The following is a 25,367-nucleotide window of genomic DNA, read 5'->3' on the forward strand; positions in this document are numbered from 1 at the left end:
TGCAGGTTTAGTGGCTCGCCAGTTGCTTGTGAAAGAACGTGGTGCCGCAAAATGCGCCGTCCGGCATCAGCGCATAATTCGGCACGGCGCCCACACGCTCCCATCCCGCGCGTGCATAGAGCCGTTCGGCCGCGCCGCCCGTCACGGTGTCGAGCACGAGCACGGATTTTCCGGCTTGCCTTGCCGCCTCGTCGATCGCGAGCATTAAGCGCAGCCCGACACCTTGCCCGCGCGCGGCGCGATGCACCAGCACCTTGGCGACATCGGCGCGATGCGGCTGGTTTTCCGGTTGCGCCGTCACGAGTTGCGCCGTGCCCACAATGCGCTGTTGCGCGTCTTCGGCCGCGAGCAGAATGCGCCCGCCGCGCGCCACGTCCTGCGCCACGCTGCGCCAGAACGCAAGCGCCGTCTCGCGCGCAATCGGCAGCATGAAGCTCACCGAGGCGCCGCCCTCCACGCAGTCGATGAGTACGTCTGCAAGCGCGGGCGCACAGGCTTGAGCCTGTTCGGCGGTGAGGCGGCGTACCTTGATTGAGTCGCTCATGTGAACGTGAACCCCGTCAGTCAGTTAGTGATCCTGCACAACGCGACGACATAGCGCGCCGGCTCGTTCGTGGGATTGCGATAGACGATAGGGCAGTCCAGACGCATCGCCAGGCAGTCGCCGGTTTCGAGCCGCCACACGCGCTCGCCCACCGTCATCTCCATCTCCCCTTCCAATACCCAAACCTGCTGATGAATTTCCGCATCGCGCAGGCTCGTGTCGTAGGCCACGCGTTGACCGGGCGGAAAGTGCACCTCCACGAGCTGGATGGGCGACCATGCTGGCGGCGAGAGATTGCGCCGCACGTAGCCCGACCCGGGATCGGTCCAGACCGCCTGGTCGCGGGCCGCGGCGTGCGGGGAAGGGGGCTGCCGCGCGTCGCCGTCCGGCGCTTCGAAGATCGACGCGAGCGGGACGCCAAGCGCCGTGGCGAGCTTGTCGAGCACGACGGCCGTGGGGCTGCTTTGCCCGCGTTCGATGAGCGAGATATTCGAGCGGCTCACTGAACTGCGCTCGGCCAGCGCATCGAGCGACCAGCCTTTGGCGTCGCGCAGTTCGCGCAGGCGGCGGGCGATATGGGTGTGGATATCCATGTCATCCAGTTTAATGGAATTATTCGTCCAGTAAACTGGATTGTGAAATTCTGCGTATAAAAGTTTATGCGCATCAAGTTTGTCGCAGACGTGCGACAGTTGATGCCACCCTCTTATCCTGCTCAGTCGATGCGCAAACGTTTGCGTCTTCCGGGGCGGTTAAAACCTTGATTTTTCTCAACTGACGGCCTCCTGCCCGCTGTTAGTTTCCCGCTATCTCAAAAGACATCGCAGTGCGGTTCGGGGCGCAACATGCAACACCTCACGCTGGACCTGGAAATCGGGCAGCTACTTTCAGGGCCGCCGCTCGCGTGCGGGCCCGACGTGCCGATTCGCGAAGCGGCGCGCATGATGAGCGCGCGGCGCTACAGCGCCATCGTCATTACCGAAATGGGGCGGCCCGTCGGCATCTGGACCGAGCACGACGCGCTCGCGCTGGGCGAAGACGCCGCCGCGCTCGCGCTGCCCATCCGCCATGCAATGAGCCAACCGGTGCGCGCGCTGCCTGCGAGCACGCGTCTGCGCGACGCCGCCCTGCGCTTCAAGCGCGAGGGCATCCGCCATTGTCTCGTGGTCGATCAGTCGGGCCGCTCGCTCGGCATCGTCACGCAAACCGACCTGGTCATGAACCAGGGGCTCGAGTGCTTTCTGCGGCTGAAGACGGTCGGTTCGGTCAACGCGGAGATGCCGCTCGTGGTCGACGCGCGCATGTCCATGCACGAGGCCATGCAGCGCATGCGTGCGCGGCGTCTAAGCGCGCTCGTCGTGAGCTATCCCGAAGGCGACTTCGGCATCGTGACCGAGCGCGACGTGGTGCGCCTCGCTGCCGACGGTGCGCTCGACGGCACGGTCGGCGCGCGCGCGAGCCGGCCGCTGCGCTCGCTCGCGCATTCGCAAAGCCTCTATGCCGCGCGCCAGTATCTCGTCGAGCACCGCATGCGCCACGTGGGTGTGATCGGCGAAGACGGGAGTCTCGCGGGCCTGCTCGACCTCTCGCATATCCTGCACGACATCGAAGACGGCTTCGTGCGCGAGTTGCAGATGGCGCTGCGCGAGCGCGACGATGCGCTGCTCGCCTCGCGCGCAAACCTGCGTCTCGCCGACCAGGTGGTGGAGTCGACACTCGACGGCGTGATGATCACCGACCTCGACGGCACCATCGAGCGCGTGAACCCCGCTTTTACGCGGCTCACGGGCTATACCGAGCACGAGGCGCTGGGGCGCAACGCGAGCCTGCTCAACTCGGGCCGCCAGGGGCAGGCGTTCTACAGCGCGCTCTGGCGCAGCCTGCAGCAAAACGGCCACTGGAAAGGCGAAATCTGGAACCGCCGCAAGGACGGCGCGCTTTACCTGGAATACCTGACGATTTCCAGCATCTGCGACCCGAGCGGCCGCTGCACGCATTACGCCGCGATCTTCGCGGACATCACGCAGCGCCGCGAGACCGAGGAGCGCCTGAGCTACCTCGCCACACACGACGCCCTGACCGGCCTGCCCAACCGCACGCTCTTCACCGAGCGCCTCACGCTCTCGCTCGCGCGCGCACGCCGGTCGGGCAAGCGCGTCGCCGTGATGTTCCTCGACCTCGACCGCTTCAAGCTCATCAACGACACGATGGGGCACGGCGTGGGCGACGAGGCGCTAACCGTGATCGCCACGCGCCTGCGCGAAGCGGTGCGCGAGACCGATACGGTGGCGCGCCTCGGCGGCGACGAGTTCACGCTGCTGATCGAGGATATCGAAGACATTCGCCACGTCGGGCAGATCGCCCAGGGGCTGCTCGCGCGCGTGGGCGCCGCGATGCACATCGGCGAGCAGCTGCTGTTCGTCACGCCGAGCATCGGCATCAGCATGTTTCCGGACGACGCGCGCGATCCGCGGCAACTGCTCATGCAGGCCGACCGCGCGATGTACGAGGCCAAGGACGCGGGCAAGAACAACTTCCGCTTCTTCGCCGCGCCGATGACGTCTTCGGCAATGGAGCGCATCGTGCTCGAAAGCGAGTTGCACCATGCGCTGGAGGCTGGCGAACTCGTGCTCCATTACCAGCCCGAATTCGATGTGGCGAGCGGAACGCTCGTCAATATCGAGGCGCTCGTGCGCTGGCAGCACCCGCGCCGCGGCCTCGTGCCGCCCGACCAGTTCATCCCGATTGCCGAGGAATCCTCATTGATCGTGCCGATTGGCGCGTGGGTTCTGCGCGAGGCCTGCCGGCAGGCGCGCGAGTGGCTGGACGAGGGTTTCGACTTCGGCCGCATCAGTGTGAATCTTTCGGCGCGGCAATGCCTGCACGACGGCTTTCTGCATCAGCTCACGACCGTTCTCAGCGAAACGGGCCTGCCAGCCACGCGCCTGCAGCTCGAACTCGTGGAGAGCATGGCGATGATGTCGGGCCGGGGCGGCATCGAAGCGTTGCTGCAGGAACTCGCGGCGCGTGGCATCAGCCTCGCGATCGATGACTTCGGCACGGGCTATTCGTCGTTCAAGTATCTGCAGTCCTTGCCGGTCGACACGCTCAAGGTGGACCGTTCGTTTCTCGCGGAAATGGCCGAGACGGAACCGGGGATGTCGCCGCGCGTGAAGAAAAGCGCCGCGCGAGACCGCTCGATCGTGCGCGCGATCGTCGCGATGGCGCGTTCGCTCGGCGTCACGGTGGTTGCCGAGGGCGTCGAGACGCCGCGGCAACTCGAATTCCTGCGCGAAATTGGCTGCGACCGCGCACAAGGTTTTCTGCTTGCGCGTCCCGCGCCGGCCGGGTTGATGCCGCGCTCGCTCGAGGCGTGCGCGGTTGGCTGAAGACGGCCTTTTCTTTTCCCTTTAGCCGAAGTACCTGGAGAATCCCTTGAGCACCAGTGACGAGATGCTGTTGAACTCGATGACCGCGCTAGTGAGCGCGCATGGCAAGGCCATCTCGCGTTTCGGCGCGAGTGTGGTGGTGATGACGAAGTTCGTCGAGGCGGTGCTGCCGCAACTGTCCGCGACGCAGATCGAACGCACGATCCTCGCGTTTCACGCCCAGCTCGGCGAAGCGATGGCCGTGGCCGACGACGTGCTGCTGCCCGGCGAATACCGCACCACGCTGATCGAACAGGCGAACATGCTGCTGTCCCGTCTGGGCAGCGATGCCGTCCCAACCACGTCGAGGCCCTGAAGCGGGAATAAGGCAATGCGCAATCTGACGATTCGAAAAGGGCTGCTGCTCGTGCTCTGCACATTCGCGGCGATGCTGGTAGTGGGGGCAGCGGTAGGTGTCCTGATGATCGGCCGCGCCGACGACTCGGCGCGTTTCATCCACGAAGTCGCGCGCCAGGACGGGCTCGCGCTCGCCTTGCGCGAGGACGCGGCGCTTGCGCAAACGGCGCTTGCGCGCGCGTATCAGGCCGAGAAGGAGAATAGCGCTGCCGATGCGCGACAGCGCGCACAGCAGGAAGCACGCGATCTCATCGCTCAGGCCGCGAAGCACGGCGCCGCGCTGCGCGCGGGCGCGCCGTTCGACGTCGACGCGGCCCAGCAGCACGACGCCTTGCTCGGCGCATGGAGCACGCTCGCCCAGGCGCTGCAGCGCGCGGCCACGGCGCTCGAATCCGGCGACACGGCAACCTATGCCGCGCTGGCTGCCGGGGATGTCGCCAATGCGAACACGCAGTTTTCGGCGAGCGTGGCCGCATTGCGCGCGAACGCCGATGCCGCGATGCGCGCAACGCTCGACCAGTCCGGGCGCGAGCACGACTGGGTGATGGCGATGGTGGTGGTGGGCCTGCTGGGTGCGCTGGGGCTCGTCGTCGCGACCCATGTGGCGCTGCGCCGCCTCGTCACCGCGCCGCTCAAAGAGGCGGTGGAAGTGCTGAACCAGATCGCCGCGAACGATCTCTCGGTTCACATCGAAGGTGGCGGGCGCAACGAAATCGGCCAGTTGCTCGGCGCAATGCGGCGCATGCAGGGCGGCCTGAGCCACACGGTGCGCAGCGTGCGATCGAGTTGCGATGCGATCAACACGGGCGCACGCGAAATCGCGGCGGGCAATCTCGATCTGTCGAGCCGCACGGAACAGCAGTCTGCGTCGCTCGAGCAGACGGCGTCGAGCATGGAGCAGCTCACGTCGAGCGTGCGTCAGAACGCGCAGCATGCGAACGCCGCGAGCGCGCTCGCCATGGGGGCGGCCGATGTCGCGCAGCGCGGCGGACGCGTGGTCGAGCAGGTGATCGAGACGATGGAGGAGATCAGCCGCAGTTCGGGCAAGATCGCGGACATCACGGGCATCATCGACGGCATTGCGTTTCAGACCAATATTCTCGCGCTCAACGCTTCGGTCGAGGCCGCGCGCGCGGGCGAGCAGGGGCGCGGCTTCGCCGTCGTCGCGGGCGAGGTGCGCATGCTCGCGCAGCGCAGCGCCGCTGCGGCGCGCGAGATCAAGTCGCTGATCGACGCCTCGGTGCACGACGTGCGCAACGGCCGCTCGCTGGTGGGCGAAGCGGGCGCGACGATGGCCGAGATCGTCGCTTCAGTGGACAAGGTGTCGGGGCTCATGAAAGAGATCGCCTCGGCGACCGTGGAGCAGAGCGCCGGCATCGAGCAGGTCGAGACCGCGGTGAGCCAGATGGATCAGGTCACGCAGCAGAACGCGGCACTCGTGGAACAGGCGGCGGCTGCCGCCGAATCGCTCGAGCAGCAGGCGAGCCAGATGGCCGAAGCCGTGGCGACGTTCCGCGTGAGCGAGTTGGCAGATGCGCCGCCGGTGGCGTCCGTCACGCCGCTGGCGGTTGCGCACGAGGCAAGCGCGCTGCCTGCGGCGGCGTGAGGGGCTAACGCCAGGCACGCGTGAATTCGCCGATGACGCGCGCGAGATGCGCCTGCATCGCCGCACGCGCGGCGGCTGCGTCGCGCGCCATGATGGCCGAAAAAATGCGCTGATGGTCTTCCTGCGACGCCGCGCGCAACGCGGGCGTATGGAAGTGCTCCTCGATCTTTCGCCACAACGGGTCGGCGCGCGAGTTGTCCCACATCGCGCTCACCACATGCCGCAGCATATCGTTTCCGGTCGCGCCCGCGATCGCCAGATGGAACTCGCGGTCCGCGGCCTCGTTCGCGGCCTTGTCGTCCATGTTTTCGCGCATCGCGCGCAACGCGGCAAAGAGGCGGTCGAGGTCGGAATCCTTGCGCTCGGTCGCGGCGAGCGCCGCGATGCCGCTTTCGATCACTTCCCGCGCGCGCAGCGTCTCGATCGGGCCCGGCCCGCGCGGCAGTTCGAACGCAATGGAGCGCGCCTCCTGCGCGTCGGCCACATAGATGCCCGACCCCACGCGCACCTCGACCACGCCCTGCACTTCGAGCGCGATGATCGCCTCTCTCACCTGCGTGCGGCTCACGCCGAAACGCTCGGCGAGCGTGCGCTCGGAGGGCAGGCGGGCGCGAGGCGCACCCGGCGCGCGCCCAACGTCGCCTGCCGCGATCAGGTCGTAGATCTGTTTCGCGAGGCCGACGTAGGAGCGGTCGGTCGCGTCCGCATCCGCGGCGCGACCGGTTGGCGTGTGCGATAGATCGGCCATCCAGGATTCTCGAAAGCGTCGCAGCCGCCAGGCGGCGGCTGAAGTTCGCTAGAATGGTACACCAGTTGCCGCGCGGCCAAGCCGCGAGGCGGCGCGGCTTTGCGCGCGATTTCCGCCAGATCGGGCCCGGCGCAGGTCCAGTGGTAAACCACTATCGCGCGTGGATTGGTATGCCAGTACTGTCAGACGGGGAGGCGTTCACGCGTGCCCGTTGTTTTGCTTCGAGGGGACGCCTTTGAAGAGGTCATTGCGCTGGGCCGTCGCGTCCGGTCCAGTCCCGCTGCAGCACATCCAGCAAGATTCCCTGCTTCACGCACACCGTCTCGGCCATTCCCGACGAACCCGGTGCGCCGGCAATCAGTCAGTTCTATCCGACAAAAAGGAGACAACATGCTTTCAGGAATCCAGGTGCTTCGAGCGGCGGCGACCGCGGCAATGGCGCTGTGCGCAGGTGCGGCATTCGCGCAGGCATCGATCGTTTCCGGCCCGTCCAGCGACCCGACGTGCATGGTCCCCTGGAAGACCGACACCAAATTCATCAAGTATCCGAAGAAGAGCGGGCCGTACCGCGTTGCGCTCGTGAACGGCTATATCGCGAACACCTGGCGCATCCAGATGATCAAGACGGCCAAGGCCTATACGGCGCAACCGGCCGTCGCCGCCAAGCTCAAGGAATTCAAGGTCGTATCGACCGGCGAGGACGTGCCGGCACAGATCTCGGCGGTCAACAACTTCATCGACGCCGGCTACGACGCGATCATCGTGGACGCGCAGAATCCCGCCTCGTTCGGACCCGCGATCCGCCGCGCGAAGAAGGCCGGCGTCGTGCTGGTGGCGTTCGACAATACGCTCGACAGCGAAGACGCGATCAACGTGGACGTCGACCAGTACGGGCTCGGCGTGCTGTGGGCCAAGTGGCTCGCGAGCCATCTGCCGGGCGGCGGCAAGGTGCTCGAAGTGCGCGGCGTGGCGGGTACCTCGGTCGACACCGACCGGCACAACGGCTTCACGAAGACCCTCGACGAGACCGGCAAGAAGTGGAACGTCGTGCAGGTCTACGGCAAGTGGGACGACGCGGTCGCGCAGAAGGCCACCGCCGACGCGATTGCCGTGCAGGGCCATTTCGACGGCGTCTCGGCGCAGGGCGGCGACACGGGCGTCGTGCGCGCGATGATCGATGCGAAACATCCGTTCGTGCCGTTCGGCGGCGAGACGGAAAACGGCTTTCGCAAGTTCTGTGCGCAGTACGGCGCCCAGGGGCTGAAGTGCACCTCGGCGGGCAGCGGTCCTGCGCAGGTGGCGGTGGCGATCAAGACGGCGCTCGCGGCGCTGGACGGCCAGACGATTCCCGTGGCGATCAAGCTGCCGCTCGACGTCACCGACGATTCGAAGCTGAAGGCGGGCGCCAACTATTTCCCGAACGAGTCCGACAACTTCTTCGTCGGCAATTCGTTTCCGACTTGCGGCATCAACTTCTCCGCGCAGGAAATCATGAAGCAGAGCCAGGGCAACCAGTGACCGCGCGATTGCCTGTGACGTGACGGGAGACGAAGCATGCAGCAGGATGCAGGGCAGCCGTTCTTTCAGATGTCGGGCGTGTCGAAAAGCTATGGCGGCGCGGTGGCGCTGGATCATGCGGACCTCGCCGTGCGCCGCGGCCGCATTCACGCGATCCTCGGCGAGAACGGCGCAGGCAAGTCGACGCTGCTGAAGGTGATGTCCGGCGTGGTGCAGCCGGACGAGGGCGTGATGCACTTCGACGGCCGTGAAGTCTCGTTCGCCTCGCCCGCCGAGGCGAACGCGGCCGGCATTGTCTGCGTGTATCAGGAGCTTTCGCTGATCCCCGACCTGAGCGTGGCCGACAACATTTTCGCTTCGAACCCGCCGCGCCGCTTCGGCATGATCGACCGCCGGGCCCAGCGCCGCCAGGCGGAGCAAGCGCTGGCCCGCGCGGGCGCGGCCGACATCAATCCGCTCGCGAAAGTGCGCGACCTGCCGCTGTCGCGCCAGCAGATGGTCGAGCTGGCCAAGGGGCTCGCGCACGAACCGCGCATCCTGATCCTCGACGAGGCGACTTCGGCGTTGACTGCCGCCGACGTGGCGCGCGTGATCGAGGTGCTCAAGCGCCTGCGCGAGGAGGGGCTGGCGCTGCTCTTCATTTCGCACCGCATGCACGAGGTGAAGGCGCTCGCCGACGAATGCACGGTGTATCGCAATGGCCGTCACGTGATGAGCTTCGAGGCGGGCACGCGCTCCGATAATGAGGTCATCGAAATGATGATCGGCCGGAAGTACCAGCATGTTTTCCCCGACAAACCCGCGGAAAAGGCCGGACGCCCGCCGGTGCTTGCCTGTCACGATCTCGCGTGGAGCGACACGCTGCAGGGCATCAGCTTCTCGCTTGCGCCCGGTGAAATTCTCGGGCTGGGCGGACTCGACGGGCAGGGGCAGCGCGAACTGCTGCTCGCGCTGTTCGGCGTGTTGCGCGGCTGCGCGGGCAGGATCGAGATCGACGGCAAGGCGGTGTCGATCGGCAGCCCGGTTGCCGCGCGCGCGAAAGGAATCGGCATGGCGCTGATACCGGAGGACCGCAAGACCGAAGGCCTGATGCTGCCGATGTCGGTGCGCGAGAACCTCTCGTTTGCTGCGCTCGATCGCATGTCCACCGCCGGGGTGATCGATCGCGATCGCCAGCAGTCTTACGTCGACCGGATGGTGGAGCTCCTCGCGATCAAGTCGCACGGCGTCGATGCGCCGGTGGGCTCGCTGTCGGGAGGCAACCAGCAGAAGGTGGTCATCGCGAAGTGGCTGATGCGCAAGCCCAGAATCTTGCTGCTCAGCGACCCGACGCGCGGCATCGACGTGGGCACGAAGCAGGAGCTTTATCAGTTGCTCAGGCGCCTCGCCGACGAAGGCGCGGCGATCCTTTTCTATTCGACCGACTATGACGAGTTGATCGGCTGCTGCGATCGCGTGCTCGTGCTGTACGAAGGCAGGATCAAGAAGGAACTCGTCGGGCCGGCGATCACCGAGCAGAACCTGATCGCCAGCGCGCTGGACCTGCCGGTTGGACAAACCGGACAGCTCGCGCAGGGTTCGCCTTCCACGGGAGCCGCGCCATGAGCGGGCTGCGTTACTGGTATGCGGAAAATCGCGGGACGGCATTCGCTTTCGGCCTGTTCGTGCTGATGTTCGCGATTTACCTCTTCAACTATCCGTCGAATCTATCGGCGAACGTGTTTCAGACCGCGGCGAACAAGGCGGTGCTGCTCGCGCTGGTGTCGATGGGGCAGGCGCTCGTCGTGCTCACGGCCGGCATCGACCTCTCCATCGGCATGATGCTCGTGCTGACGAACTGCATCGGCTCGTGGATCGTCACGGGCGACGCGCTGCACAGCGCACTCGGCATCGTCGGCGTGCTCGCGGCGGGTGCATTGTGCGGCGCGCTCAATGGCGTGATCATCATTTTCGGCCGCCTGCAGCCGATCGTGACGACGATTGCGACGGGCGCCGTGTTCTACGGCGTTGCGCTGCTGCTGCGCCCCGTTCCCGGCGGCACGATCAACGACGATCTCGCCGACGCCCTGACCGGCAAGGTCGCGGGCATCGTGCCGGCGAGTCTGCTGATCCTCATTGCGGCCGTGGCGATCGTCTGGATTCCTTTCAAACGTTCGGCGGTAGGCCGCGCGGCGTATGCGACCGGTTCGTCCGAACCCGCGGCCTTCCTCTCCGGCATGCCGATCCGCCGCGCGAAGTTCGCAAGCTACACGCTGGCGGGCCTCCTCGCCGCGATAGGGGGCCTCTTTCTGACCTTCTTTACCGACACCGGCGAAGCGAGCCTCGGCAGCGCGAACTCGTACACGCTCTTTTCGATTGCGGCTGTGGTGATCGGCGGGGTGTCGCTGCTCGGCGGCAAGGGCAGCGCGATCGGCGCGATCTTCGGCGCGTTTGCGTTCCGCTCCATCGGCGACCTGCTGTTCGTGTTCAACGTCGACGCGCTCTGGCAGCCGCTATTCCAGGGCGTGATTCTCCTCCTTGCCGTCGCGATCGGCGCGTGCGGGCTGTTCAGGGTGCGCAACCGTCTGGAGTGGTTCCAATGAGCGGCGTTTCTGCAGACACCCGGGCCACCTTCGTGTCGAGGCTCACGCGCAGGATCGACAAGCCGATTCTGATCTCGTTCGGGTGTATCGTTGCACTGCTGCTCGTCGGCGGGATGTTTTCGCGCAACTTCACGTCGCCCGAGTACATCCTGCTGCAACTGAAGGTCGGCGCGTTTCTCGGCATCATCGCCACCGGCTTGATGATGGTGATTCTGCTCGGCCACATCGACCTTTCATTGCCGTGGACGATCACGACGGGCGCGATGATGGCCTGTGCTGTCGCCGGGCATGGCGGACTCGGGCAGATTCTCGCGATTCCGGTCGGTATTGGCTGCGGCGTGCTGATCGGCATCGTCAACGGCATTCTCGTCGCACTCCTGCGCATTCCTTCGATGATCGCGACGCTCGCGACCAACGCGGTCGCGCAAGGCATCATGATCGTCTATACGGGCGGCTCGTCGCCGCAGGATTCCGCGCCGCACGTCATGCGCTGGCTCGCCGCGGGCTGGCTCGTGCCGGGCGTGCCGAATGCCGTGGCGCTGTGGGTGGTGATCGGGGCCGCGACGATATTCCTGCTCTCGCGCACGACTTTCGGGCGCACGCTGTACGCGATCGGCAACACCGAGCGCGCGGCGTATCTTTCCGGCATCGATACGCGGCTCGTGACCGTGGCCGCATTCGCCGTGTGCAGCGCCTTCGCCGCGTTCGGCGGCGTGCTGCTCGCAGGCTATGCGTCGAAGGCGGCGCAGTCGATGGGCGACGCTTACCTGCTGCCCGCGATCGCCGCGGTGGTGCTGGGCGGGACGTCCATTCTGGGCGGCCGCGGCTCGTACCTCGGCACCGTTGCCGGCGCGATCCTCATCACGCTGCTGCAGTCCATTCTCTCGGTCGCGCAGATGCCGGAGGCGGGACGCCAGATCATCTACGGCGTGGTGATCGCCGCGATGCTGCTGCTGTACGGGCGCAGCAGGCGGGAAGTGTAGGTCGCGGGGGCGAGCCCCCGCTTCACACTCAGTCCACCCGATCGAACCGGAACGTCACTGCGCGGTGCGATAGCGAGGCGCAGGCGTGTTGCTGGACAGCTGCGTGGACATGGCGCGGCGAGCCGTCTCGAACGCGTTCCATTGCTCCACGTCGTGTAGCGAAGGAATCGTCACGATTTCTCCGCGCTCGAAGCCGGTGAGGGCGGCGCTCACCATGTCCCCGGCGGACATCACGATCGCGCTGTCGAGATGTTCGAGCGGCAGGCCGCCGGTCTCCCAGAATTCCGTCGCCGTGGCGCCGGGCAGCACCGCCTGCACCCGGATGCCCTTGTCGGCCAGTTCGTGATGCAGCGACTGGCTGAACGCGAGGACGAAGGCCTTGGTGCCTCCATACACGCCGTTGAGGATCTCGGGCGCGATGCTCACGATGGAGGCAATGTTGATGATCGCCCCCTGGCCGCGTGCGACGAAACCAGGCACGGCCGCGTACGTGAGCCGCGTGAGCGCGGTGACGTTCAGCTCGATCATGCGCGTCATGTAATCGACATTGCTCTCCACGAGCGGCGTGTGCGTGCCGATGCCCGCGTTGTTGACGAGCAGGGTGAGGCTGGCGTCGTCGCGCAGGCGCGCTTCGACGGCGGCGAGATCGCTGCGGTCGTTGAGATCGGCGGCGAGCACTTCCACGTCGCGCCGGGTGTCGCTCGTGATGCGCCCGGCGAGCGCGGCAAGCCGCTCGCGGTTGCGCGCGACGAGCACGAGGTCGTACCCCCGGCGCGCGAGTTCGGCAGCGTACACGGCGCCGATACCGGACGAGGCGCCGGTGACGAGGGCGGTGCCGCGATGAGTGTGCTGGTTCATGGTCAAGCTCCTTTGCGTAGCGGCGCGCGGGGTTAGGTAACGTGCATGTGGCGCTGCTGTGAATGCATTCTGGCCGCGATTGACTGTGTCGCAAATGACGTATAGGGTCGTGTTTCAGGACATACAGCGACAGGAGCAGGACATGCACCGCATCGGCTATCTGCTGAGCGATGGGTTCCAGGTGATGGCGCTCGCGACCCAAAGCGTTTTCGAATACGCGAATATGGTGGCGGGCTCGCCGTTCTACGCGATCGCGAACTATTCGGTGGAAGGCGGCGCGATTCGTTCATCGCTCGGCATGAGCGTAGACACACTGCGCACGCCCGCGCCTGCGCGCAGCCGCGTGGACACCTGGGTCGTGGCGGGCGTGAACGACCCGCGTACCGTGGATGCAGCGCCCGCGGTGCTGGCGTTCCTGCGCCGCGCGAGCGGCCGCGCGCGCCGGGTGGCGGGCATCTGCACGGGCGGCTTCGTGCTGGCCGAGGCGGGCCTGCTCGACGGCCGCCGCGCCGCGATGCACTGGTACTACGCGCGCGATCTGCAGCAGCGCTTTCCCGAAGTTCGCGTGGAAGACGACCGCATCTATATCGTCGATGGTCCGGTCTGGACTTCGGCGGGCATGACGGCGGGGCTCGATCTCGCGCTCGCCATGGTCGAGCGCGACCTCGGCGCGGAAGTGGCGCGCTCGGTTGCGCACAAGCTCGTCATGCATCAGCGGCGCTCGGGCGGCCAGTCGCAGCATTCCGAAATGCTCGCGCTCGCGCCGAAATCGGACCGCATCCAGAACGCCCTCGACTATGCGCGCCGCAACCTGAGCAGCGCGCTTACGGTCGAACAACTCGCAGAGGCTGTGCACCTGAGCCCGCGCCAGTTCAGCCGTGTGTTCACGGCGGAAACGGGCCGGTCGCCCGCGCGCGCCATAGAGGGCCTGCGCCTGGAGGCGGCGCGGCTCATGATCGAGCAGAGCACGCACCCGCTCGATGTCATCGCGCGCGAGACCGGCTTTCGCGACCGCAGACACATGCGCGAGGCGTTCGTGCGCGGCTTCGGCGTGCCGCCGCAGGCGGTGCGGCGCGAGGGGCGCGCGGGAGCGTAGGCGCACCGGCGCAGCTACGTATCGGCTTTTGCGGGGCGTTTGGCCCTGGCCGTGGCAGCGCTGAAGTGCGCGCGATATTGCTGCGGCGTGGTGCCCAGCTTGCGCTTGAAGGCGACGCGCAAATGGTCGGCGTCACGCATGCCGCATCGAAAGGCCACGGTTTTCAACGGCGCCGTGCTGTTTTCCAGCGTCACGCGCGCCGCGTCGATGCGCGCGCTCTCGACGAATTCGGCGGGCGTCACGTGGGTGTCGCGCACGAAGATTCGGGCGAAGTTGCGCTTGCTCATCTTCGCAATGCCGGCGAGCACCTCCACGCCCAGATCTTCATTCAGATGCCCGAGCACGTACTGCTGTACCTGGGCAATGGGCGACGTGGCCTCCGCGTAGGGCGTGAGATACGGGCTGAACTGCGACTGGCCGCCCGCGCGCTGCACGAACACCACGAGCCGTCGCGCCACGTTCAGCGCGATTTCGGGACCGTGATCCTGAGCCAGCAGGTACAACGAGAGATCAATTCCCGCCGTCACGCCCGCCGAGGTATAGAGATTGCCGTCCTGTATGAAGATGCGGTCGAATTCGACGTTCGCGGTCGGGCACATCGCGGCAAGCGCGGCCGCGTCGTTCCAGTGTGTCGTCACGGTGCGTCCGTCGAGCAGGCCCGCGCGACCCAGCGTAAGCGCGCCGTTGCAGATGGAACCGAAGCGCCGGGCGCGCGCGCTGGCTTCGCGCAGCCACGCATGCGCCGCATCGGCAAGCGGCTGCTCCACGAGCGAGGGTCCGCCTGCCACGAGCAGCAGATCGCAGTGGCCACGGGCCTCGTCGAAGTGCCGGTCCGCGCCGATGCGCAGGCCGCTCGAGCAGCGCACAGTGTCGCGTTCCGTTGCGATCAGCTCGAGCTGGTATTGCGCTTCGGGCGCGAGCAGCCGATTGGCCTCCGAGAAGACGTCAGTGGGCCCGAACACGTCGAGTGCCTGGACGCCTGGGAAGACGAGAAGCGCAACGGTCGGCATCGTGTTGAACGAAGAACGAAGTCAGGGATTGGAGGCTCGCTGGCGTCGCGCGAGAATATGCGCGCCCGCGCTGCGCGGCAGCAGCACGCTGTCGACCACGCCCAGCGCCGCGAGCGCCGTGATGAACCAGAACGCGAGATGGAAGTCGGCGGCACCCGCCGTTCCCGCATGCGTGCCGCGCAGCGCCTCGGCAACCGAAAGCGCCAGCGCGCCCACGGCGATCCCCATGCCGGCATTCATCTGCTGCAGTACGGAGAAGAGTGTCGTCGCATCGCGCATCTGAGCCTGAGGCACGTCGGCGAATCCGATTGTGTTCAGCGCGGTGAACTGCATCGAGCGCACGAGGCCGCTGAAAAATAGCAAGGCGGCCACGACGACGCGCGGTGTATCCGCCCCGAGCAGCGTGAAGCCCGCGAAGCCGAGCGCGACCAGCGTGCCGTTGCCGATCAGCACGGTGCGAAAGCCGAAGCGGTTCATGACCCACGTGGTGCCCGGCTTCATGGACAGATTGCCGGCGAACAGCCATAGCAGCAGCGCGCCCGATGCCACGGCGCTCCATCCGAACGCCACCTGGAACATGAGCGGCAGCAGAAACGGCGCGGTGCCGATGGCCGTGCGAAAGAGCGAGCCGCCGAACACGGTCACGCGAAACGTGTTGATCTTCACGGGCGCGAGATCGAACAGCGGATGCGGCACGCGCCGCAAATGCACGACGGCTGCCGCCAATAGCGCGATGCCCGCCGCGCACGTTGCGATCGCCACGGGCGCGGTGACGTCGGAGCGGCTCGCCATCTCGATGCCGCTCATGACGAACGCGAAGCCGAGGCCGCTCAGCACGAAGCCGAAGGTATCGAAGCGGCGCGGTTGCGTGTGCTCGTCGCGCAGGAGCAGCAGGGCGGCCGCGAGCGCGGCCACCCCGAGCGGCAGGTTGAGCAGGAAGATCCAGTGCCAGCTCCAGTGCGTGCTGATCCAGCCGCCGAGCGGCGGCCCGAGAATCGGCGCGACCAGCGCGGGCCAGGTGAGGATCGCAATGGCGCGCACGATCTCGTGCTTCGGCGTGTCGCGCAGCACGACGAGCCGGCCCACCGGCACCATCATCGCGCCGCCCAGCCCCTGCAGCACGCGCGCGGCGGTGAAGGCGAACAGGCCCGTGCTCAGCGCGCACAGCAGCGAGGCCGCGCTGAACACGGTGATGGCCGTGGCGAACACGCGCCGTGCGCCGAAGCGCTCGGCGAACCAGCCGCTCACGGGGATGAACATCGTCAGCGCGACGAGATACGCGGAGACGCCGATCGAGAGATACGCGGGCGCCGTGCGAAAGTCGTGCGCGATGATGGGCAGCGAGGTGGTGATGACCGTGGCGTCGAGGTTCTCCATGAAGAACGTTGCGGCCACAAGGAATGCGACAGCGGTGCGGCGATCGAGGGTGTGGGGCATCAGGCGTGTTCCAGGATTTTCCGGGCGTGATTCTTCGTCGGACGCCGGATTCGGCGCGGAGCGTCCCTCATTCTACTGAAGTTGGCTCATCATCCGCTGGCCTTGCGCCGCTTCGCCCACGCCGAGGAGCGGCAGGCCGGGCAAGCGCCCGAATGGCCAAAGCGGTGATTTTCTTCTGATTCCCGCGCGCTTATATTCCCGGAGAATAGAACGGAGGTCAGGCTTTTCCCTGGCCGCTATTTCATTTCTGGCGGCTTGATATTCGAAAGACCGCCAATGCCGCTTTCGACTTCACAACCGAACCTTACGTGCGCGTGCCGTTCGCACGGTTCAAACCCGCGCTGCGTCGCCCCCCCATATCGATGTGCCCGCGCAGCAAACCTCAATGACGAGCTGAAGCTCGCGCCCCAGGGTCCTCGCGGCATGGCCGTGCAGGAAATGGCGCGGCGCAGCACGCCAAAATCATTTCCCGGATCTGATCAATTCTGAGTTTCATTCCAGCAATGAAGGAGTGAATCGAAACTTACTGAGCGTGCTGATTCCATTCGTCGAGAAGTTTCTACAGCCATACATTCATACGCTCTACTAAATGGAAACGATCAATTTCTTTTGCTGTGCATGATTACCGTTCCTTGCGCATCCTTATGTCCATATCGAAGCCTGCCATTCGGCCGCTTCAAGGACGTGGATGACGCGAGCCGCAGTGCGATGAGGATTCGTCGAGGCGCTTCCGCAGATTCCGAGGTATTCGCGTGTTGATCCACCTGTTCTGCTGCTCAAAGGAGCCGACTGATGAATAAACCCTTATTGGCCTTTCTACTCGTGGCGACGGCGGCTGTTGCCGGATGCGGAGGCTCAGACTCTTCGAGTTCCAACCCGGCGTCGGCGGCGGTTACACCGTCCGCGCCAAAACTGCTCTCGAACATTACCGTGCCCAATACGACGAGCCCGGCGTTCAGTTTCGATATCGGCTATGTGGAAGCGGGCAGGTACTATCTGGCCGATCGCAACAACAAGTCCGTCGATGTCGTCGATACCAAAACGAAAGCGCTGCTCGCGCAGATTCCGGGCAACTTCACCGGCGCGGGCGCGAGCACCGATGTGTCCGGACCTGACGGCATCGTGGGTGTGACGGGAACGAATACGCTGTATGTAGGGGACGTCGATAGCGTGAAGATCGTCGACACGTCCGCGATGCAAACGGTCAAGACGATCCCCATCAGCACGTCGGGCTCGCGCGTCGATGAAGGTTGCTACGATCCCGACGACCATCTCGTCATGTTTGCGAGCCCCGGCGACACGCCGCCCTACGTGACCTTCATTTCGACCACGACGCAGGCCGTCGTGAACAAACTGGTATTCAGCGGTTCTTCAGGCCTGGAAGCCTGTGTGTACGATCCGGCCTCGAAGAACTTTCTCATCAACAACGACGGAACCGCCGCCAACCCCGACGGCGAACTCGACGTGATCACCGCCAGTTCGGTCACGTCGGGCGCGCCTGCGGTGAGCAAGTCGTTTGCGCTCGGCAAATGCGGCCCTGCCGGCATCGCGCTCGGTCCCAACCGCGACGTGCTGATCGGTTGCGATCCCTCTGCGGGCGATCCGCTCATTACGCTGATCCTCGATCGCAATACAGGCGCGCAACTCGCGTCCGTGCCGTTCGGCGGCGTAGACCAGGTGGCTTATGATCCAACGTCGAACCGCTACTTCCTGCCTGCGCGCCACTACGTCACGAGCGGCACCGCGGCGTCTTCAGGTTTTACGCCGACCATGGGTGTGATCGACGGCGCGACGCGCAAGCTCATCTATTCCGTGGCGGTGGGGACAGGCGCTCACTCGGTCGGCATCGACAGCGGCCTCGGCGAGGTCTTCGTGCCGTACCAGCCCGGGTCGGCGGCATTCCCGAATGGCGGGATATCGGTGTTCTCGACGCAGTAGCCGCAACGGCCCGCCATCGCAACACACTGCAATGGCGGGCCTCAAGGCAACAAGCGGGCTACTACGGGGCAACAACTACAAAGCGTGGCCTATTCGGCCTGGCAGCTTACTGCGCTGCTTGACCTGCTTGCGACGAACCGCTGTTCACGCCGCCCACTGCGCTGTTTTGCGCAGCGACGCGAGCTTCAGCGGCTTGAATGTTCGCCGGATATTCATTGGGGTTCGAACGTGCGGGATTGAAGCCGGCCTTTTCGACCTGAATCATGTCGGCACGGACTTGCGCGCGCGTCACGGGCTGGTTCGACTGGGCGAACACGGCAACGGGAGCGGCGAGGGCGGCAGCGATAACGACGGCTTGGACGAGCGATTTCATGACAATTACCTCCAGATTTACTTTCTTTTTTAGCTGCCTACAGGGTTGAAAGCAGCGATGGAGTCAGTGTAGGAGGGGTAGTGACCAGGGTAAATACCTAATAGACGAATTCACTGTTTCGGTCAGGAGAACAATCCAGGCATGCCCACGGCGCCAGGCGCCGCCTTCATGAACATGGCAGAGTGGTTGGGGTCAGGCCGCGCTGGGCGTCACGCCGACCGTACCGACGAACTCCGTCTTCCCCATGCCGCGCGCCTTGGCCCGGTACATGGCGCTGTCCACGGCGCGCATCAAGGTGCGCGCGTCGAGCGAGCGGCTGCCGGTGCCTTCCGTGAGCAGGCACACACCGATGCTGCACGACACGGTCACCGGATAGCCGCCTACGGTGCGCATGTCGGCGAGAATTGCATGAATGCTGTTGGCGACGGTCAGCGCATCGTTCTTGTCATAGACGTGCCGGGCCAGGACCACGAACTCGTCGCCGCCCAGGCGTGCGAGCGTATCGCCGCGCCGCATGCGGCTCACGAGCGCCTCGGCGAAGTTGCGCAGCAGTTCGTCGCCCACCGCGTGGCCAAAGGAGTCGTTCACTTCCTTGAAGCCGTCGAGATCGACGAGCAGCATGGCGGTGCGCTCGACTTCGACGCCGCGCGTAAAGAGCGTGCGCCCAATGGCCTGCTCGAGCCGCACGCGATTGTAGAGCCCGGTGAGCGGATCGGTCGACGCCTGGCGTTCCAGCCGGTGGACGAGCACCGCCAGATAGACGGACGTGGCCGCGATGCTGAGCGCAATGCCGAGCGCGGCTGTGAGGTTGGCGCGCCACCACGGCTGCCAGTGCATCAGGCCCATGATGCCGACGAGCGCCATCGCACAGGAAAGGCCCAGCATGCGCTGGCCATAGCGGCAGCCCGCGCCGACCAGAAACCAGAAGGCCACCCACAGAAGCGGCAGCGCAGCGGTGCCGCCCACGGCCAGCGCGCCGGTGACGATTGCCTGATCGGCGAACGTGAAGAGCGTGAGGCGCACGCGCGAGCGCGCTGGCGCAACGGTCACCGCGACATACGTGACGACGCCGTACGCCACATAAGCGGTGACCGCAAGAAGCGTTGCGTAGAGATGCGTCGAGCGGTAGATCGGGCAGGCAAGGAGGTAAGCGAGAAGCACGACGGAACCGAGCGTCATGCGCAGTACGGCCTGCTCTTTTTCAGGGTCCTTCGGAAATGCGCGAAACAACGCTTTCCCGGGCCAGGAATGTGTTTCCGTTTCGCCCATCGCTGCTACCCCCGCTGTCATTCTGTATTTTGTCGCCCGGTAGTGTACCCCACACGTATCGCATATCGAGGCGCTAAAAAAACGAAATTCAACGGCGCATCGGGCCGATGCGCATTGCATGCCCGGTGCGCGTCGAATACGTGGCGTCGTGATCGACAACGCCACGCAATGCAACGCCACGCAACTTCGCCCCGAATGACGGATACTGTGGCGCGCATTGCGTGTGATCCATCAATCCGGAATTAACTCGGTGAACTCGGTAAAGGAGGCGTCATGGGTAGGGAAGGTCTGGAAAAGCAGGGCATGTCGTGTGAGCGGCTCGCACGGATCGAACGTTTTCTCGGCGAGAACTACGTTGCACCCGGCACGCTCGCGGGCGCCGTCACGCAGGTGTGGCGGCGTGGCGAACTCGCGCTGAACTCGGTGCTGGGTTTCGCGGACCGCGAACGGCGCACACCGATGGCCGAAGACTCGATCTTCCGCATCTACTCGATGACCAAGCCCATTACGTCGGTGGCGATCATGATGCTGGTCGAGGAGTGCAAGATCGCGCTCGACGACCCCGTCAGCAAGTACATCCCGTCGTGGGAAAAGCTTGGCGTGTACGCGGGCGGTTTCATGGAGGGCTTCCAGACGCGCGCGAGCGCGCGCCCGATGCGCGTGGTCGATCTGTTGCGGCATACCTCCGGCCTGACCTACGGTTTTCAGCAGAACACCAACGTCGACGCGGCCTATCGCAAGCTGAAGGTGGGCGAGCTTGCGACCGCGGGTACGCTCGACGAAATGATCGAGAAGCTGGCCACGCTGCCGCTGGAATTTTCTCCGGGCGATGCCTGGAATTATTCGGTTTCCACGGACGTGCTCGGCTATCTCGTCGGCAAGGTCAGCGGCATGGCCTTCGAGGACTTTCTGAAAACGCGGATCTTCGACCCGCTCGGCATGGTCGACACGGCCTTTTACGTGCCACAGGAGAAGGTGTCACGCTTCTGCGCGTGCTATGCCATCGGCGCGCTCGGCTCGAAGGTCGTCTCCGAAAAAGGTCCCGAACTGCAGGACGATCCGCACACGAGCGCTTATCGCGAGCCGCCTTCGTTTGTGTCGGGCGGCGGCGGCCTGGTTTCCACGGCGGCGGACTACATGCGGTTCGCGCGCATGCTGCTGCAGGGCGGCGAACTCGACGGGGTGCGGCTCCTGGGGCCGAAGACTATCGAGCTGACGACCGCCAACCATCTGCCGGGCGGTGTCGACCTGCCACGCCTCTCTCGCTCGATGTTCACCGAAGCGGCCTACGATGGAGTGGGTTTCGGGCTCGGCTTCGCCACGACGATTGCGCCCGCTTCCACGCTGATTCCGGGCAGCGCGGGCGACTTCTTCTGGGGCGGCGCGGCCAGCACCTTCTTCTGGGTCGATCCACGCGAGGACATGATCGTGCTGTTTCTCACCCAGCTCCTGCCCTCGACCGCGTACCCGATTCGCCGCCAGTTGCGCACGCTCGTTTACAGCGCGATTACGGAGTGCGGGCGCTAGGCAGCGCGTTTAGCGTCCGCGAGGGGGGCACCCCGCATGTCGATGCAACCGGGGCAATTGCGCGCGAAAGCCCGCTCTCGAGCCGCCCGCGCGCATTTACTTGATGAGTCCCTTCTGTCTTCGGTAGACGTCGGTGGGCAGCCCGCCCCATCCCCAGTTTTCCGTTGGCACCTCTTCGATGACGACGAAGGTCGCCTCGAGCGGTTTGTTCAACACGTCGAGCAATAGCTGGCTCACACCCTTGATGAGCTGGGCCTTTTCATCCGGCGTGACGGAATCCGTGCCGGGCTTGGTGCCCTCGCGTGTAACCTGAATGGTGACGATCGGCATGTCGCTTTCCTTGATGATGATCGCTGGAAGGAGCGCCGGCAGCCGGCGCTCCTGTTTGGCATCGATGGTGTGCCGTGCAGCTTAGTGGCCGGCGACCTGGCCGCCGTCTACGTGAAGGATTTCGCCGGTCACGAAGGGGGCCGAGTCGAGATAGAGGATGGCGCTCACAATGTCGCTCATTTCGCCCATATGACCCATCGGGTGCAGCGCGCCAAGTGCCGCGTGCGTTTCGGGCGCGTGCATCGGGGACTTGATGATGCCGGGCGACACGGCGTTTGCGCGAATGCCGCGCTTTGCATACTCGATCGCCAGCGAACGCGTAGCGGCGGCGAGACCGCCCTTGGTCAGCGAGGCCAGCACCGACGGCACGCCGTCGATCGCGTGGTCGACGAGCGTCGTCGTGATACTGAGGACGTGACCGCTCTCCTGCTTTTCCATCTGCGCAACAGCGAGCTGCGTGATATGGAAGAAACCGTCGAGGTTGGTGCCCGTGATCGCCGCGTAGTCTTCCGCGGTGTATTGCGTGAACGGCTTCGCCACGAAAATGCCCGCGTTGTTGATGAGCGTATCGACGCGGCCAAAACGCGAGACGGCCGTTTCGATGACACGGCGGGCCGTGGCCGGGTCGGCGATATCGCCGGCCACTGCGACGAGATCGCTATCGTCAGTCTGTTTGATGTTGCGCGAGGTCGCGACCACCTTGTGGCCGAGTGCGCGGAATGCCCTGGCCGTTTCGGCGCCGATGCCTTGCGATGCGCCAGTGATCACGATGACTTTGGGGGATTGGCTCATATAAACCTCGACGTAAGTGGGACTCTGTTTCCGATCGGGCTTGCTGCTCCGATGTCGACCAATTTACGCATCCACGCCCCCAGTTTGAATACAGGACGCGGACAAACAGTTGTGAGTCGCAGGAACAAATGGGAGCAAGCTGGATACGACAGGCAGCGCGCGGCGAAAAGATCATACGAATGATGCCTGTTTCACTTGGGATAGCTGAATAAACAGGAGCGGCATGCCAGCGTGGGTGCTCAATAGCGCAGGCATTCAGGCGGTGGACATGCGTAGCGGCATCCGCCGTTTTCGCGGCAAGCCGCGAATGAATCGGCACGGACTGCGCCGATTTTCCGGAGTCGAAAGTTCAGGCGCGTGGACGCGAGGGCTTCGAGACGATTCATGGACCCTCCCTGGTTGATCACGTTCGCCCACACACCTCGGGATGGACGAGTAGTTCGCCGAGCGTGCGGATCGCCTCATCGATGCGCTGCGACCACGGATGACCGTAATTGAGCCGGATGCAGTTTTCGAACGCATGTGACGCGGAAAAGAGCGGGCCGGGCGCGACGCTGATGCCGCGTTCGACAGCAAGCCGATGCAGCGCCATCGCGTCGATGCGCTCGCGGAAGGTGAGCCACAGAAAATACCCGCCCTCGGGCCGCGTGTAGTGCGTGCCTTCAGGCAGCCACCGGCGGATCGCCTCGATCATTGCATCGCGCTGCGTTTGCATCGCGAGCCGGATCTTCTTCAAGTGACGCTCGTAGCCTCCGTGCTCCAGATAATCGGCAATGCCAGCCTGCGCGGGGATGCTCGCCGAGATCGTCGTCATGAGTTTGAGGCGCTGCACGCGCTCGGCGAAGCGCCCGGCGCTCGCCCAGCCCACGCGATAGCCCGGCGCCAGGTTCTTCGAAAACGAGCCGCAATGCATGACGAGGCCGCGCCGGTCGAACGCGATAGCCGGCGGCGGATAGTTTGGCGCGTAGTGCAGCTCGCCGTACACATCGTCTTCGATGAGCGGGACTTCGTGTTTCGCGAGCAGCTCGACTAACGCTTCTTTCTTCGAAGCCGACAACGTGACGCCCGTGGGGTTCTGGAAATTCGTCATGAACCAGCAGGCGCGAATGGGGTGCTTCTCCAGCGCTTGCGCCAGCGCGTCGAGGTCGAGCCCTGTCGCGGTATGTACCGGAATTTCTACGGCGCGCAGGCCAAGCCGTTCGATTGCCTGAAGCGCGGCATAAAAGCCCGGTGACTCCACCGCGACGATATCGCCGGGCTGCGTGACCGCCATCAGGCAAAGATTGAGCGCTTCCAGTGCGCCGTTCGTGATGATGATGTCTTCGGCCGGCTGCGAGATGCCAACGCGCATGTAGCGCAGCGCGATTTGCCGGCGCAGGTTCTCGTTGCCCGGCGGCAGGTCGACCACCGTGCTCCACGGGCTCACGCTGCGCGCGGCCTGGCCGAGCGATTTCGCTAACCGCGAGAGCGGAAAGAGCAACGGGGAAGGGAATGCGGAGCCGAGCGGCACGATGCCGGGGCGCTTGGCGGCGTCGAGCACCGAAAACACGAGTTCGCTGATATCGACGGTGGCCGTTTCGCCCGTCGTTGCGCGCGAATCCGCCTTGGCAGGCTTCGAGGCCGGCGCCACGTAGTAGCCCGAACGTTCTTCGGCACGCACGAGGCCCCACTGTTCGAGCACGTAGTAAGCGCGCGCCGCCGTGGACTGGCTCACGCCGTGCTGCGCAATGATCTGCCGCAGCGACGGCATGCGCGAGCCCGGCTTCAGGTTGCCCGAGCGAATCTCGGCGGCCATGCTCTGTGCGAGGCGTTCGTAGCGTGTCATGCGTTCTGGCTCTTCCAGTGCTGTCATGGGTGGACTCGTGCGTTTCGTGTAGCGTGCGGGACCGGGATACCGATCTGCTGCGCTCAATTATGCGTCGACTGCTTCTATACGGCCTTGCTGCGAGGACGCATCATTGCGGACAGTGCGCATCGCAGGCCGGGTCTGTTCTCCCGGGATGCGCCGGGATTACTGCGCGAGTGCCTGGATCATCACCTAAACCCGCAGTGCTTGCGGCTCTTTTTGCCTGTAGCGTGGCAAGCCTTTCGCCCCGGTGCGCGAGTACCGGGGCGTTTCTTTATGCGGCGGCGGAACGTGCCTGCTGCATCGCTCAGATTGTTCGCAACTGCTGCTTTTTTTGCCTCCGGCGAAGTTCGAACATAGACCCATCGAATCGAGACCGATGGAGAACATGATGGAACTCGTACGCATGGTGCGCATGGTCCTGTGGAGCTTCTTTGGCGTGCGCAAGAGCGCGTCACACGAAGCCGATCTGGCGAATATCAACTTCAGCTGGCTGCCGTTCGTGGCCGTTGGGCTGGCGGCGCTGATTGGCGCCTGCATATTGGGCGTGGTGCTGCTGGTCGCGCATTCTACGGGAACCGCGCAAGGGTTCTGAGCGCTCCTCGCAGAGATATGAAGGTTATCTTTGCAGTTTACCTTCATATCTCCTAGAATGCGGGGATGACCGAAAGCGCTCAAACTCCTCCTCCCGACATCGCCGCGTCACTTGCCGGCGACCTTCGCGCCCTGGTTGGACAACTGCGCCGCCGCTTTCGCGAGCAGGCGATGCTCGGCGACTTCACGCCGTCCCAGATGGCCGTGCTGCAGCGGCTCGAACGCGAGGGGCCTTCCACGGTATCGAACCTCGCGCGCGCGGAGGGCATGCGCCCGCAGTCGATGGGCACGCTCATCGCGCCGCTCGAGGCGGCGGGCCATATCGGTGGCGCGCCGGACCCCAATGACGGACGCCAGACGCTCTGGTCGCTCACCGACACCTTTCGCGAGTGGCTCAAGGAAGGGCGCGCGGCCCGCCAGGACTGGCTCTCGCGCAGGATAGAGGCGCGTCTTTCCGGCGCCGAGCAGCAACAGCTAGCCGCCGCAGTCGAGCTGCTCAAGCGGCTCGTGGCCGACTAAGGCGAGGCGGCC

23 protein-coding genes are annotated in these 25,367 nt (G+C 65.2%); 12 read left to right on the top strand and 11 right to left on the bottom strand.

What is annotated here, in order from left to right:
• Window positions 1-7: 7 nt before the first annotated feature.
• Window positions 8-544 carry a GNAT family N-acetyltransferase gene (locus C7411_RS00545; protein WP_110382636.1) on the bottom strand — a complete coding sequence of 179 codons (537 nt, stop codon included), beginning with the start codon at window positions 542-544 and terminating at the stop codon, window positions 8-10.
• A gap of 20 nt (window positions 545-564) precedes the next feature.
• Window positions 565-1,137, bottom strand: a complete 573-nt coding sequence (locus tag C7411_RS00550) for a helix-turn-helix domain-containing protein (protein WP_110382637.1) — start codon at window positions 1,135-1,137, stop codon at window positions 565-567.
• 252 nt (window positions 1,138-1,389) lie between these two features.
• On the opposite strand from C7411_RS00550, the gene C7411_RS00555 reads away from it, so the two are divergent.
• Genes C7411_RS00555 through C7411_RS00565 form a run of 3 tightly spaced genes read left to right on the top strand, consistent with a single transcriptional unit; the run spans window position 1,390 to window position 5,935 of the window.
• A complete protein-coding gene (locus tag C7411_RS00555) occupies window positions 1,390-3,933 on the top strand; it encodes an EAL domain-containing protein (protein WP_110382638.1) in 2,544 nt (847 codons plus the stop codon).
• Between the two features lie 46 nt (window positions 3,934-3,979).
• Window positions 3,980-4,288 (top strand): hypothetical protein, encoded by a 309-nt coding sequence (locus C7411_RS00560; RefSeq protein WP_133253599.1) that lies wholly within the window; start codon window positions 3,980-3,982, stop codon window positions 4,286-4,288.
• Between the two features lie 15 nt (window positions 4,289-4,303).
• Window positions 4,304-5,935 carry a methyl-accepting chemotaxis protein gene (locus C7411_RS00565; RefSeq protein ID WP_110382640.1) on the top strand — a complete coding sequence of 544 codons (1,632 nt, stop codon included), beginning with the start codon at window positions 4,304-4,306 and terminating at the stop codon, window positions 5,933-5,935.
• A 4-nt stretch (window positions 5,936-5,939) separates the two neighbouring features.
• Here C7411_RS00565 and C7411_RS00570 read toward each other — a convergent pair whose 3' ends face one another.
• Window positions 5,940-6,683 carry a FadR/GntR family transcriptional regulator gene (locus C7411_RS00570; protein WP_110382641.1) on the bottom strand — a complete coding sequence of 248 codons (744 nt, stop codon included), beginning with the start codon at window positions 6,681-6,683 and terminating at the stop codon, window positions 5,940-5,942.
• Window positions 6,684-7,073: 390 nt separating this feature from the next.
• Here C7411_RS00570 and C7411_RS00575 point away from each other — a divergent pair, with 390 nt between their 5' ends.
• Genes C7411_RS00575 through C7411_RS00590 form a run of 4 tightly spaced genes read left to right on the top strand, consistent with a single transcriptional unit; the run spans window position 7,074 to window position 11,766 of the window.
• Window positions 7,074-8,201, top strand: coding sequence for a sugar ABC transporter substrate-binding protein (locus C7411_RS00575; RefSeq protein WP_110382642.1), 1,128 nt, complete (start codon window positions 7,074-7,076; stop codon window positions 8,199-8,201).
• 36 nt (window positions 8,202-8,237) lie between these two features.
• Window positions 8,238-9,806 carry a sugar ABC transporter ATP-binding protein gene (locus C7411_RS00580; protein WP_110382643.1) on the top strand — a complete coding sequence of 523 codons (1,569 nt, stop codon included), beginning with the start codon at window positions 8,238-8,240 and terminating at the stop codon, window positions 9,804-9,806.
• On the top strand, window positions 9,803-10,783 hold the full coding sequence (locus C7411_RS00585; RefSeq protein ID WP_110382644.1) for an ABC transporter permease: 981 nt from the start codon (window positions 9,803-9,805) through the stop codon (window positions 10,781-10,783). The genes C7411_RS00580 and C7411_RS00585 overlap by 4 nt, the downstream gene beginning before the upstream one ends.
• Window positions 10,780-11,766, top strand: a complete 987-nt coding sequence (locus C7411_RS00590) for an ABC transporter permease (RefSeq protein WP_110382645.1) — start codon at window positions 10,780-10,782, stop codon at window positions 11,764-11,766. The genes C7411_RS00585 and C7411_RS00590 overlap by 4 nt, the downstream gene beginning before the upstream one ends.
• A gap of 54 nt (window positions 11,767-11,820) precedes the next feature.
• Here C7411_RS00590 and C7411_RS00595 read toward each other — a convergent pair whose 3' ends face one another.
• Window positions 11,821-12,624 (bottom strand): SDR family NAD(P)-dependent oxidoreductase, encoded by an 804-nt coding sequence (locus C7411_RS00595; protein WP_110382646.1) that lies wholly within the window; start codon window positions 12,622-12,624, stop codon window positions 11,821-11,823.
• A 142-nt stretch (window positions 12,625-12,766) separates the two neighbouring features.
• Here C7411_RS00595 and C7411_RS00600 point away from each other — a divergent pair, with 142 nt between their 5' ends.
• Window positions 12,767-13,720: a GlxA family transcriptional regulator gene (locus tag C7411_RS00600; RefSeq protein ID WP_110382647.1), complete on the top strand. Its 954-nt coding sequence runs from the start codon at window positions 12,767-12,769 to the stop codon at window positions 13,718-13,720.
• Between the two features lie 14 nt (window positions 13,721-13,734).
• On the opposite strand, the gene C7411_RS00605 is transcribed toward C7411_RS00600, so the two are convergent.
• On the bottom strand, window positions 13,735-14,730 hold the full coding sequence (locus C7411_RS00605; RefSeq protein WP_110382648.1) for a GlxA family transcriptional regulator: 996 nt from the start codon (window positions 14,728-14,730) through the stop codon (window positions 13,735-13,737).
• Between the two features lie 21 nt (window positions 14,731-14,751).
• A complete protein-coding gene (locus C7411_RS00610) occupies window positions 14,752-16,167 on the bottom strand; it encodes an MFS transporter (RefSeq protein ID WP_110382649.1) in 1,416 nt (471 codons plus the stop codon).
• A gap of 930 nt (window positions 16,168-17,097) precedes the next feature.
• On the opposite strand from C7411_RS00610, the gene C7411_RS00615 reads away from it, so the two are divergent.
• Entirely contained in the window at window positions 17,098-18,105 is a 1,008-nt protein-coding gene (locus tag C7411_RS00615) for a YncE family protein (protein WP_243412992.1), read from the top strand.
• A gap of 106 nt (window positions 18,106-18,211) precedes the next feature.
• Here C7411_RS00615 and C7411_RS00620 read toward each other — a convergent pair whose 3' ends face one another.
• Both C7411_RS00620 and C7411_RS00625 read right to left on the bottom strand, forming a co-directional pair.
• Complete coding sequence (locus tag C7411_RS00620; RefSeq protein WP_042259599.1) at window positions 18,212-18,478, bottom strand: DUF4148 domain-containing protein; 267 nt, start codon at window positions 18,476-18,478, stop codon at window positions 18,212-18,214.
• Window positions 18,479-18,670: 192 nt separating this feature from the next.
• Window positions 18,671-19,657, bottom strand: coding sequence for a GGDEF domain-containing protein (locus C7411_RS00625; RefSeq protein WP_243412993.1), 987 nt, complete (start codon window positions 19,655-19,657; stop codon window positions 18,671-18,673).
• Between the two features lie 363 nt (window positions 19,658-20,020).
• Here C7411_RS00625 and C7411_RS00630 point away from each other — a divergent pair, with 363 nt between their 5' ends.
• Window positions 20,021-21,274: a serine hydrolase domain-containing protein gene (locus C7411_RS00630; RefSeq protein ID WP_110382652.1), complete on the top strand. Its 1,254-nt coding sequence runs from the start codon at window positions 20,021-20,023 to the stop codon at window positions 21,272-21,274.
• Window positions 21,275-21,370: 96 nt separating this feature from the next.
• Here C7411_RS00630 and C7411_RS00635 read toward each other — a convergent pair whose 3' ends face one another.
• The 3 genes from C7411_RS00635 to C7411_RS00645 form a co-directional block, all read right to left on the bottom strand.
• Window positions 21,371-21,604, bottom strand: coding sequence for a tautomerase family protein (locus C7411_RS00635; protein WP_110382653.1), 234 nt, complete (start codon window positions 21,602-21,604; stop codon window positions 21,371-21,373).
• Window positions 21,605-21,685: 81 nt separating this feature from the next.
• On the bottom strand, window positions 21,686-22,396 hold the full coding sequence (locus C7411_RS00640; protein WP_110382654.1) for an SDR family NAD(P)-dependent oxidoreductase: 711 nt from the start codon (window positions 22,394-22,396) through the stop codon (window positions 21,686-21,688).
• 403 nt (window positions 22,397-22,799) lie between these two features.
• On the bottom strand, window positions 22,800-24,221 hold the full coding sequence (locus C7411_RS00645; protein ID WP_110382655.1) for an aminotransferase-like domain-containing protein: 1,422 nt from the start codon (window positions 24,219-24,221) through the stop codon (window positions 22,800-22,802).
• 412 nt (window positions 24,222-24,633) lie between these two features.
• Between C7411_RS00645 and C7411_RS00650 the strand changes: the two genes are divergently transcribed.
• Both C7411_RS00650 and C7411_RS00655 read left to right on the top strand, forming a co-directional pair.
• On the top strand, window positions 24,634-24,837 hold the full coding sequence (locus tag C7411_RS00650; protein ID WP_110382942.1) for a DUF2970 domain-containing protein: 204 nt from the start codon (window positions 24,634-24,636) through the stop codon (window positions 24,835-24,837).
• A gap of 65 nt (window positions 24,838-24,902) precedes the next feature.
• Window positions 24,903-25,355, top strand: coding sequence for a MarR family winged helix-turn-helix transcriptional regulator (locus tag C7411_RS00655; protein WP_110382656.1), 453 nt, complete (start codon window positions 24,903-24,905; stop codon window positions 25,353-25,355).
• Window positions 25,356-25,367 lie beyond the last annotated feature (12 nt).

Origin of the sequence: Paraburkholderia silvatlantica (assembly GCF_003096715.1) — a bacterium.
GTDB classification, from domain to species: domain Bacteria; phylum Pseudomonadota; class Gammaproteobacteria; order Burkholderiales; family Burkholderiaceae; genus Paraburkholderia; species Paraburkholderia silvatlantica.